12 protein-coding genes are annotated in these 11,365 nt (G+C 51.7%); all 12 read left to right on the top strand.

What is annotated here, in order from left to right; genetic code table 11:
* Positions 1-43: 43 nt before the first annotated feature.
* The 12 genes from MHI43_RS20930 (at position 44) to MHI43_RS20875 (ending at position 11,128) form a co-directional block, all read left to right on the top strand.
* Positions 44-1,156 (top strand): glycoside hydrolase family 88 protein, encoded by a 1,113-nt coding sequence (locus tag MHI43_RS20930; RefSeq protein ID WP_036659248.1) that lies wholly within the window; start codon positions 44-46, stop codon positions 1,154-1,156.
* Positions 1,157-1,349: 193 nt separating this feature from the next.
* Complete coding sequence (gene sleB, locus MHI43_RS20925; RefSeq protein WP_009589318.1) at positions 1,350-2,162, top strand: spore cortex-lytic enzyme; 813 nt, start codon at positions 1,350-1,352, stop codon at positions 2,160-2,162.
* A gap of 123 nt (positions 2,163-2,285) precedes the next feature.
* Positions 2,286-3,566: a pitrilysin family protein gene (locus tag MHI43_RS20920; RefSeq protein WP_036659251.1), complete on the top strand. Its 1,281-nt coding sequence runs from the start codon at positions 2,286-2,288 to the stop codon at positions 3,564-3,566.
* Between the two features lie 3 nt (positions 3,567-3,569).
* Positions 3,570-4,850: a pitrilysin family protein gene (locus tag MHI43_RS20915; RefSeq protein ID WP_036659253.1), complete on the top strand. Its 1,281-nt coding sequence runs from the start codon at positions 3,570-3,572 to the stop codon at positions 4,848-4,850.
* Positions 4,850-5,620, top strand: a complete 771-nt coding sequence (gene fabG / locus MHI43_RS20910; RefSeq protein WP_036659259.1) for a 3-oxoacyl-ACP reductase FabG — start codon at positions 4,850-4,852, stop codon at positions 5,618-5,620. Before MHI43_RS20915 ends, fabG begins: the two co-directional genes overlap by 1 nt.
* Positions 5,621-5,728: 108 nt before the next feature.
* Complete coding sequence (locus MHI43_RS20905; protein WP_009589302.1) at positions 5,729-5,983, top strand: DUF3243 domain-containing protein; 255 nt, start codon at positions 5,729-5,731, stop codon at positions 5,981-5,983.
* Between the two features lie 204 nt (positions 5,984-6,187).
* Positions 6,188-6,955 (top strand): DUF3388 domain-containing protein, encoded by a 768-nt coding sequence (locus MHI43_RS20900; RefSeq protein WP_009589314.1) that lies wholly within the window; start codon positions 6,188-6,190, stop codon positions 6,953-6,955.
* A gap of 49 nt (positions 6,956-7,004) precedes the next feature.
* Complete coding sequence (locus MHI43_RS20895) at positions 7,005-8,018, top strand: helix-turn-helix domain-containing protein (protein WP_036659260.1); 1,014 nt, start codon at positions 7,005-7,007, stop codon at positions 8,016-8,018.
* A 76-nt stretch (positions 8,019-8,094) separates the two neighbouring features.
* On the top strand, positions 8,095-8,268 hold the full coding sequence (locus tag MHI43_RS20890; protein ID WP_009589315.1) for a hypothetical protein: 174 nt from the start codon (positions 8,095-8,097) through the stop codon (positions 8,266-8,268).
* 151 nt (positions 8,269-8,419) lie between these two features.
* Positions 8,420-8,911: a YajQ family cyclic di-GMP-binding protein gene (locus MHI43_RS20885; RefSeq protein WP_009589306.1), complete on the top strand. Its 492-nt coding sequence runs from the start codon at positions 8,420-8,422 to the stop codon at positions 8,909-8,911.
* 264 nt (positions 8,912-9,175) lie between these two features.
* Positions 9,176-9,763, top strand: coding sequence for a CDP-diacylglycerol--glycerol-3-phosphate 3-phosphatidyltransferase (gene pgsA / locus MHI43_RS20880; RefSeq protein WP_009589313.1), 588 nt, complete (start codon positions 9,176-9,178; stop codon positions 9,761-9,763).
* A gap of 102 nt (positions 9,764-9,865) precedes the next feature.
* Positions 9,866-11,128, top strand: coding sequence for a competence/damage-inducible protein A (locus tag MHI43_RS20875; protein WP_036659261.1), 1,263 nt, complete (start codon positions 9,866-9,868; stop codon positions 11,126-11,128).
* The last annotated feature ends 237 nt before the right edge of the window (positions 11,129-11,365 follow it).

Below are 11,365 nucleotides of genomic sequence, written 5' to 3'. Positions count from 1 at the left end.
TCAATCGCTTTTTAGTAATTGATTAGAAAGAGGAGGAGCACGTATGTCCAATCCTGTACAGCAGCAGGCACAGTCCGCTTTGTCACCAATAGAACTCGCCGAGAAGGCGTGCCAATCGATCATGGAAACGTATTTGCCCGAGCAGCTTCCGCCTGCAGGCAGGTGGCATTACCATCAGGGCGTATTTTTGGTTGGGTTGTCTCAATTGTGGAAATTTAACGGGGACGCCAAGTTTTTGAATTATATCAAAGGCTATGTTGATCATCTGGTGGACGCTAACGGCAACCTGCTGCTGGAGCGGGGGGAGCTGGATTCCGTTCAAGCGGGCCTGCTCCTGATGGAATTGGATGCTGTGTTTCCCGAATACCGCTACAGGGCCGCAGCGGATAAACTGCTCCGCTTGCTGTCCACGCTGAACCGGACCACCGAAGGCGGATATTGGCATAAGGACCGGTATCCATACCAGATGTGGCTGGACGGACTGTATATGGGCGGCGTATTTACGATGAACTATGCGAGGCAGTATAACGAGCCGCATTTATTTGACGAGGTATTGTTCCAGGAGAAGCTGATGCGCTCCCATACCAAGGATGAGGCTACCGGTTTGTATTATCATGCTTGGGACGAGAGCCGAACGATGCCCTGGGCGGATCCGGTCAGCGGGCAATCTCCGGAATTTTGGGGACGCGCCATAGGCTGGTATGCGCTGTCGCTTGTCGAGTTCCTCGATTTACTGCCTGAGCATCATTCGGCGAGGGAAGAGCTGGCTGCCGCGCTACGTGAACTAAGCGAAGCGCTGGTGCGTTATCAGGATCCGGCTACCGGTCTGTGGCATCAGGTTGTGGACAAAGGGGGGCGGGAGGACAATTGGCTCGAAACCTCCTGCTCCAGTCTTTTCACCTATACCTTGGCAAAAGGAGTCCGTCTGGGTTATCTGGATCCTGCTTTTATGACGTATGCAAGACAGGGATATCAAGGCCTGGTCCAATCCGTATATCGCAATGACAAGGGACATTTGGTCATGCCCCAAATCTGCATCGGCACGGGGGTAGGCGATTACAAGCATTATGTGGAAAGGCAGCAATGCGAAAATGACCTTCATGGCGTAGGAGCGTTGGTCATGGCGTGCGTAGAGCTAGGCAGAAGCGACGGATGAAAGCGTGTTTGAACGCTGCAACTGATACAGAACATTTAAGGAGCTGTTCCCTCATAGGAGCAGCTCTCTTTGCGCTTATAGGAACTTCTGCGCTCATGCCGTCCTCAGGGAATAGGTGCATAGGATATTGGCAGGCTTGTCATAATAACGGTAGCGAGGCTTGTTAAACCACAAGAGAAAGGTAGAGCGCAGCATGAAAAACTCAAGAATCTGGATTCTGATCAGCATTGCGATATTGTTATCTGCCGTCGTCTTCGCCCAGGGAAGGCTGAAAGCGGATCACAGTTCGAGTCTACAGGAAGCTTTGCCGACCTTTAGCCAGCAGACCATCAAATTCGGTTCCACCGGCGAAGACGTGTATGAGCTGCAAGGGCGACTGAAGTACCTAGGCTTTTATCACGGCAAAATCGACAGCGTGTTCGGTTCCAAGACCCAAGGCGCCGTCAAGTGGTTCCAATCCGAGTTCGGCATGAAGGTGGACGGCATCGTGGGGCCGAAGGTCAAATTGAAACTGTATAACGCCACCAAGGATTTCCGTCCCACCGCTCCGAAGCTTCATGAAGGCGGAGGTGCAGCGGCCGGTGCTGGCGGAAACGGCGGCGGTACTAATCAAGGGAATAACAACTTAGCCTCATCGAATACTATGGGCCTGTCCGACAATGATTTGAGAATCATGGCGAATGCCGTTTACGGCGAAGCGCGCGGAGAGCCGTTTGAAGGACAGGTCGCCGTAGCGGCCGTTATTCTCAACCGGGTGAAATCGCCAAGCTTCCCGAACACGCCGCATGGAGTTATATTCGAGCCGAGAGCATTTACCGCGGTCGCTGACGGCCAAATATGGCTGGAGCCGAACGCCCAGGCTCGAAAAGCGGTGGAGCAGGCGCTGAACGGCTGGGATCCTACAGGAGGATGCTTGTACTACTTCAATCCGAAAACAGCCACCTCGCCATGGATTTGGACGCGTCCTCAAGTCAAAACCATCGGTCAACATATCTTCTGTATGTAGCTCAACCAACGGCAACCGGGGCCTGTCTTCGGTTGCTTCTTCACTTTGCGATGGGTTAGAATGTAAGTTATCTATGAAGTAAATTATGGCAACGACAATCCATGATGTAAGGGGATATGGACCTTGACGAAAACGGAATTTGAACACGGTACTGCCGGAGGGATACGGATTCACGTGTTGCCGACAAACCGATTCAAGACATTTGCGATATCGCTTTACGCCGGAAGCCCGTTAGCGGAGGAAACCGTGACCTCGACCGCGCTTACGCCTTTTGTACTGCGCAGAGGGACGGTTTCTTACCCGGAAACCAGAGCATTCCGCGAGCAGCTGGAGCAGCTGTACGGCGCCGGGTTTGGCTTTGACGTGTATAAGCGCGGCGATTATCAGATCGTGCACTTCCGCATGGACACGATCAATGACTCTTTTGTTAAGAGCCCTGAGAGCCTGCTGCGCTCCTCATTTGCTTTACTGGGCGAGGCATTCACCCAGCCCGTGCTGGAGAATGGCGCATTCCGCAAATCTTACGTGCAGACCGAGCGCGACACGGTCCGCAAGAAGCTGGAGTCTATCGTAAACGATAAGATCCGTTATGCCGCCGAGCGCTGCATTGAGGTTATGTGCAAGAACGAGCCGTACCGATTGCATCCGCTCGGAGAGCGGAAGGACCTTGACGGCATCACGCCGGAGGACTTGTATGAGTCTTATCAGAAATGGCTCCAAGAGTCCGTTTTGGATTTGTACGTGGTTGGCGATACGAGTCTGGATGAGGTGAAGACGCTCGTCGAGGAGCATTTTAAACTGAATCGGACGGAAAGCCGGGATTATGTTCCTTCGATCACGCGGACGGCCGCTAACGAGACGCAGACGGTCGTGGAGAAGCTGGACATCAATCAAGGCAAACTCAACATGGGCCTTCGAAGCACGATTACGTACGGAGATGATGAATATGCCGCTGCGCTCCTGTATAACGGGATTTTGGGAGGGTATCCGCATTCGAAGCTGTTTGTTAACGTGAGGGAGAAGGAAAGCCTGGCGTATTACGCTTCCTCCCGATATGACGGTCATAAAGGGATTGCTACCATCCAGTCCGGGATCGAGGTTCAAAATTTCGAGAAGGCGGTCGACATCATTCGCCAACAGCTCGATGACATGGCCAAGGGTGCCATCTCGGACATCGAAATGACCCAGACGAAAGCCATGATCCGCAACGTGATCAAAGAAATGCAGGATTCGGCCTTCGAGATGATTGCGTATGATTTTAACCGCACGCTGTCGGGACGGGAACGTACGCCGGATGAGCTGCTGAAGCAGGTCGAGGGCATTGCAGTGGACGATGTGAAGCAGGCGGCTTCGGCATTTTCCCTGGATACGATCTATTTCCTGAAAGGTCAAAAGGAGGAATAGCCGGTGGAGAGCATTCATTATGACAACCTGCAGGAAACGCTGTATTACGAAGTGATGGATAACGGTTTGCACGTGTATGTGCTGCCTAAACCCGGCTTCCAGAAAACCTATGCGACCTTCGCAACCAAGTACGGTTCGGTCGATAACCATTTCAAGGTCCAAGGCGAGTCCGAGACCCGGGTTCCGGACGGAATTGCGCATTTTCTCGAGCACAAAATGTTTGAGGAGCCGGAAGGCGACATTTTTGCCAAGTTTGCTTCCAATGGCGCCTCGGCGAACGCCTTTACCAGTTTTGACCAGACCGTGTACCTCTTCTCGGCCACGGAGAACATTCATGAAAATTTGGAGACGCTGATCGATTTCGTGCAGAATCCTTATTTTACCGACCAGAACGTGGAGAAGGAAAAAGGGATCATCGGCCAGGAAATCAACATGTATCAAGACAACCCGGATTGGCGCGTGTACTTCGGACTGATCGAAGCGATGTATAAGGTGCATCCGGTGCATATCGACATCGCCGGCACGGTGGAATCCATCGGGACGATTACGAAGGAAGATCTGTATACGTGCTACAATGCGTTCTATCACCCGAGCAACATGCTGCTGTTCGTGGTGGGCGGCGTCGATCCCGAGGAAACGATGAGCCTGATCCGATCGAACCAAGCCCGAAAATCGTACGACAAACAAGGCTCCATTGAGCGTTTATTCGATCCGGAGCCGCAGGGAGTCGAAGAGAAGCGGAGGGAGAGCCGCCTGGCCGTATCGCTGCCGAAATGCCTGTTCGGCTTCAAGGAGAAGCAGGTGGGTTTATCGGCCGATGAGCAGCTGCGCCGCGACCTGACGACCAAGCTGATGATGGATCTCCTGTTTGGCTCCAGTACGGAGTTGTATCAGAAGCTGTACGATGAGGATTTGATCTCCGACAGCTTCGGTCATGAATATAACAGCTCGCCCCAGTATGCGTTCTCCGCGGTTGGCGGGGACACGAAGGATCCGGATCAACTGCTGGAGCGCATCCGTACCGAGGTGGATAAGCTAAAGGCAGCCGGATTCCTAGCCTCGGACTTTGAACGGGCCCGCAAGAAGAAAATGGGCGGATACTTGCGCATGCTCAATTCCCCGGAAAACATTGCCCATGAATTTACTCGCTATCAGTTCCGCGGCGCCGATTTCTTCAACGTTTTGCCGGTTTATGAATCCATCACCCTGGAGGATGTCAACCGCCGCCTGCAGGAGCATGTCGATTGGAACCAGCTGGCTGTATCGATCGTTGTGAGTCCGTAATGAAGCAAGGCATGGGAAGAGAATTGAAGCCGATCGGGGAAATGACGGTATTGATTACGGGTGCGAGCAGAGGCATAGGGGCGGCTGTCGCCGAACGCTTTGCCTCGGTCCGCATGAATGTGGTCATCCACTACATGAATTCGCACGAAGCGGCCAACGAAGTAGCCCGCCGCTGCATGGCTTATGGAGCCAAGGTATTAACCGTATCCGCCGACCTGCGCGACAAAGAGCAGATATTACGGATGAAAGAGAAACTGCAGAGTCATGGTATGGAGCCGGATATTCTGGTTAACAACGCGGGCGTGTCCCATTACGGGCTTTTGTCCGACGTGACGGAAGAGCAGTGGGATACTTTGATGTCCATTAACCTGCGTGGGATGTTTCTGTGTTCCCAGGCTTTTATGGGGCGCATGGTTTCCCAGCGCTTTGGCAGGATCATCAATGTATCCTCGATCTGGGGGTTATCCGGAGCCTCCTGCGAGGTATTGTATTCAACAAGCAAAGGCGGCGTTAACGCCTTTACGAAGGCTCTCGCGAAGGAGCTTGCCCCGTCAGGCGTAACGGTGAACGCCGTGGCGCCCGGTGCGGTCGATACGTCCATGCTGGGGCATCTGGAGTCGGATGAAATTCGCATGCTGGAGGATGAAATTCCGGTCGGCCGATTGGCGCAGCCGGATGAGATTTCGTCGCTGGTGTATTTTTTGGCGCTGCCCGAGTCGGGCTACATTACCGGGCAAGTGATCAGCCCGAACGGAGGATGGGTGACCTAGATCTCGTTCGTGGTGCAATTCACCACTCATAAGGTATTGGTTACGGGGACATATTACTATTGTTACTTTAAATCTGAATTGCCACCACGCAAAAGGAGGATTTAATTCATGTCATCCGTAATCAAAAACTTTGATTCCTGGAAGAAATTCCTGGGCGAGCGCGTCGTTCAAGCCGAGAAAGCGGGTATGAGTGAAGACACCATTTCCCAGCTGGCTTATGAGATCGGTGATTTCCTCGATGAGAAGGTTGATCCGCAAAACTCATCCAACCGGGCACTGAAAGAATTGTGGGATGTAGGTAACGAGGAAGAACGCCACGTTATCGCGCGTCTGATGGTGAAATTGGCCAAGAACAACGCATAATCCATTAACAAAAAGCCCCCCGACAATGGGGGCTTTTTGTCAAGAAAAAAGAATGTAATTTTCATGTCACCGTTAATACTTGCCTTTCATTTTTATTTTATATATCATTAACGTGACCCATTTTTCATTTGACCTGTTTTTGCGTGCAATTTTCGCTGGAATTTGTCGAATATTGATGGAAAAGAAGTGCAAAGAGGTGTCTTTGTGGAATCGAATCAATGGTACATGGAATATAAGATACATAAGAACCGGCCAGGTTTGCTCGGTGACATTGCATCCGTGCTGGGTATGCTCGAAGTGAATATACTAACCATTAACGGCGTGGAAGGCCAAACCCGCGGAATGCTGCTCGAGACGGATGACGAAGAAAAAATTGTTCTGATGGGTAAAATGTTAAACAAAATGAAAAATATTACGGTATCAGCCTTGAGGCCCCCGAAACTGGTGGATATTCTGGCTGTCCGTCATGGACGATATATCGACCGGGACTCGGATGATCGTAAAACGTTTCGTTTTACGCGTGATGAGCTCGGTTTACTTGTTGATTTTTTGGGTGAATTGTTCAAAAGGGAAGGTAATCAGGTCATCGGCCTCCGCGGAATGCCCCGCGTGGGCAAAACCGAGTCCATTATCGCCGGCAGCGTCTGCGCGATGAAGCGCTGGACCTTCGTTTCCTCTACGCTGCTCCGTCAAACCATTCGCAGTCAACTCTCCGAGGACGAGATGAATACGAACAACATTTTTATCATTGACGGCATTGTGAGCACGATCCGATCCAATGAACGCCACTATCAGCTCCTGCAGGATATCATGGGAATGGAGAGCACGAAGGTGATCGAGCATCCCGATATCTTTGTTCGCGAATCCGAATATTCCTACGATGATTTCGACATTATCATCGAATTGCGAAACAATCCGGAAGAGGAAATCGTTTATGATACGTTCACGGGCTCTTATAGTGACGATTTGTAATATTTTTGTTTGACTTTGACCACGAAATTCTAAAGTAGGAGGTGATGGCATGTCCGAACTGGGACAGCAATTAAGGGAGGCGCGTCTGCAAAAAGGGATGAGCCTTGATGATGTGCAGGAAATGACTAAAATACGCAAGCGATACTTGGAAGCCATCGAGGCAGGGGATTACAAAGTACTTCCCGGCAGTTTTTACGTGCGGGCATTCATCAAAACCTATGCGGAAGCGGTGGGGATTGACCCGGACGAACTGCTTGAAGGGCATAAACAGGATGTGCCTAAATCCGAACCGGAAGCGACCATGGAGCCGGTTATTCAAAAGCGCGCCAGCAGACCGACAGCCGAACGGAACATGAAATGGCTGCCTACGTTGCTGATGTGGACGTTCCCGATCCTGATCGTTGTTGTCATATATTTGGTGGCCATCAATTCGAATGAGCCTAAGGACGAACCGCCGGTCAGCAATAATGATCAAACGCAGACCGATCAGGCGCAGAACCCGCAAACTCCGGATAACACGGATTCCGGGACGCCAGGCGACGGAGCGCAGGGCGGCGACAATGTTCCGGACGGCGCGGTTAACGAAGGCACGGACGGAGAAGGAACTGACACCCCGGACGGAACAGAAGGCACAGACGGAACGGACATCGATGAACCGGGTGATTCAACGCCTGGAACGGCTACGGTGACGCAGGACCGGACGGAAGGCAAGAACACCGTATTTAAGGTATCGGGCTCGTCCGTGAAGGTTGAGATTGTGGCCACGAGCGAAGGCAAGAGCTGGGTCGAGGTATACCGCGGCAACAATACTTCCGGGGAGAAGCTGGCATTCCAAATGCTCGAGAACGGTGCTTCGCTGAGCTTTGACATGGACAGCCAGGGACTCTTCGTGAAATCGGGGAATTCCGCTGCAACGACCATTACGGTTGGCGGCCAGCCCGTAACGGATGGCAAGTCCACGTCGCGAATCGTGCTGGAGCCGGCCGATGGTTCCGCAGGCACCATGGATAACGCGGGTACCGGGGATACATCAGATACATCGGATACCACCGACTTCGAATAATTGCCTGTCCTCCAGGTCATCATAACAGCATGCAGCTGCATGCTGTTATTTCACTTCCCGAAAGAGGTGATGCTCTGTGACGGTCAATTGGATTATATTCGGATTAGGCGTTATCGTCAGCCTCTTGGGCTATTATTTGATTCCGAGCAGCTGGGGGTATGGCATATTAGGCTTTGGGCTGGCACATATTTTACTCGGCATACTGAGTATGTTCCGCCGTCCGGTGCATGATGAGAAAGCTAGCAGTTGAGGGAGCGGGCTTCGTTTTCGCCGGATGATGTTGGCGATAAGCGGAGTCTTTTTCGTTCCTGATCCATCGCGGATTCCTTACAGGATTAGACTTGTCTCTCGGTTTTACCTATAATAGAAGCATTATCGCCAAATGAAAGGAAGGATTCACCATGGCTTCAGAAAGCTCATTTGATATCGTATCCAAAATGGATATGCAGGAACTTACCAATGCGGTTAATCAAGCGGAGCGCGAGATCGAAAACCGTTTTGACTTCAAGGGCAGCAAGAGCAGCTTGAAGCTGGACAAGGACGCGCTGGTCATTGCCTCCGATGACGAGTACAAACTCAACGCCGTTATCGATATTTTGCAGACCAAGATGGTGAAGCGGGGCTTGTCGCTTAAAAATGTGGAGTACGGTAAAATCGAGCCGGCTTCCATGGGTACCGTCCGTCAGCGTCTGACCTTGAAGCAGGGAATCGACCAGGAGAATTCCAAAAAGATCAATATTTTGATCCGTGATTCCAAGCTGAAGGTCAAGAGCCAGATTCAAGGCGACCAGATTCGGGTAACCGGAAAAAGCAAGGATGATCTTCAGCAGATCATGCAGCTGCTTCGCAAAGCGGACCTTTCCCTGGATCTGCAATTCACCAATTTTAAATAAACGCTCCTCTCCCTCCAAGCAATAAGGGGTGGGCTCGGCTGGTTTGTTTCTTTTGACAGGGCGTCAACGGAAATATTATACTAAAAAACGATATATAAGGATTAACGTATACATAGATTACTGGGGGATGAAAATGACAGACAGCGATGCACGCTTCAAACCCTTTAGGCTCTTGGGAAGAGCGACCCTGATGACATGCAGAAGGATAACCGCTGCAGGGTCTGCCGAGTTAACAAGACAACCCGTTGCAAGGGAGGTTGCCCCATGAATTTACCCAATCGTATCACGTTGGCCCGCATTTGCTTGATCCCTGTCATGATGATTTTCCTGCTGGTGGATTTTGATTTTTATCCGGATCCCATTGTGTGGAATGATTTTGTCCTGCCCTATAACCAATTGATTGCGGCACTGATATTCATACTTGCTGCAAGCACGGACGGCATTGACGGGTATCTGGCCCGGAAAAACAATATGGTGACGAATCTGGGTAAACTTCTGGATCCGCTGGCGGACAAACTGCTGGTTGCGGCCATACTCATATCGCTTGTAGAGATGGGAAAATGCGAATCCTGGATTGCTGTTGTCATCATCAGCAGGGAATTTGCGGTGACTGGCTTGAGACAAATTGCGCTTCTGGAAGGTTCGGTAGTCGCAGCAGGTCAATCCGGAAAAATCAAGACGGTGATTCAGATCGTGGCGATTGTCGCGCTTCTGATCAACAATTTCCCGTTTGTATTTTTGGGGATTCCGTTTGATGTCATTGCGATCTGGGCTGCCGCGCTGATTACGATCTATTCGGGAATCGAATATTTTGTCCAGAACAGGCACCTTCTCAAAGGTACCGGGGCATAACGGCAATAGGAGCCATCCTATTGCTTTTTTCTTCCGCCGGGTAAGGAATAACAAAGGCAGCTACTAACGAAGAGATAGAAGATACGGGAGGATCGATGAATCATGAAAGCAGAAATCATTGCAGTTGGAACAGAACTTCTCCTCGGACAGATCGTGAATACCAACGCACAGTATTTGTCCAGACAGCTTGCTTCAATGGGGATCGACGTGTACTATCAAACCGTTGTCGGGGACAACCTGGAGAGGCTCAAGGAGGCCTTGCGCCTGTCCAGCAGCAGAGCCGATATTGTACTCCTGTCCGGCGGTCTCGGTCCCACGCAGGACGATCTGACGAAGGATGCGCTGGCTTCCTTTCTAAATCGTTCCTTGCATATCGACCGGATGGCCATGGACCGGATTGAACGCTTCTTTCATGAGCGGGGATCCGTCATGACCGAGAACAATCGGCGCCAGGCTCTAGCCATCGAGGGCGGCACCCCGCTTCCGAACGAGACAGGCCTCGCCGTCGGGAACGCGGTATCCTATGAAGGCACTCATTATATCGTTTTGCCGGGGCCGCCCAAAGAATTGATGCCGATGTTTGAGCAGGAGGCCAAGCCTTGGCTTCTGCAGCATGTGCTCACGGATGAGCTTCCCATCTATTCGAAGATGCTTAAATTCGCGGGCATTGGGGAGTCCGCGCTGGATCAACGCCTGGAGGACCTGATTACGGCCCAGACCGATCCGACGATTGCTCTGTATGCCAAGGACGGGGAGGTCACCGTCCGCATCTCCACTAAGGCCTCCAGCGAGTCTGAGGCGATGGTCCGACTGAATGAACTGGAAGCCAGGATCCGGGAGAGAGGGCCTGAATTTATGTATGCCAACGAGGATGTGCCTATCGAAAAGGTCATCGTGGACATGATGGCAGATCGAAGCTGGACCCTGAGCGCGGCGGAGAGCTGCACGGGAGGACTTGTAGCGGAGACCCTGACCTCCATTCCCGGAAGCGCATCGATGTTTCTTGGGGGGATCATCTGTTACACCAACCAGATCAAGGAGAAGCTTGTGCATATCCCGCATGCGCTGCTGGAGGGGGACGATGCGCCGGGGGCCGTCAGTGCGGAGGTTGCAGAAGCGCTTGCGGATCATGTCCGGATGGTAACCGACAGCGACTTCGGTTTATCGGTGACAGGCGTGGCAGGTCCGGGTTACGCGGAACGCAAGCCTATAGGGCTGGTCTACATCGGATTGTCCCAAAGGGGCAAAGAAACGGAAGTGCATGAGCTGAACCTCCAAGGCAACCGCGAAACGATCCGGCTCCGCGCAACCAAAGCGCTGCTATACCGGCTTTGGCAGCGTCTCGTAGCGTCTGAGCAGGCTTAGGCTTCGTGGCCAAAGGCGACCGAGCATTTGGAAAAGTAAAAAATTTACACCTTGCTAAATAGCTGTTCTTGAATTCAGGAACCGTTCCAAGTATAATGGTAAATACGGAAGAACCGTGGCATATCGATTGATGTTGCCACGGTTCTTGTTCTTTATACATAGGGTTCGGAGCATGAACGGGAAGGGGAGTTGAATAAAAAAAACGAATGTATGTTCGAAAAAAAGCTTGGCAAACGT

This window comes from Paenibacillus sp. FSL H8-0457 (genome assembly GCF_038051935.1).
GTDB classification, from domain to species: domain Bacteria; phylum Bacillota; class Bacilli; order Paenibacillales; family Paenibacillaceae; genus Paenibacillus_AQ; species Paenibacillus_AQ lautus_A.
This window is presented reverse-complemented; position numbering and strand designations above follow the sequence as displayed.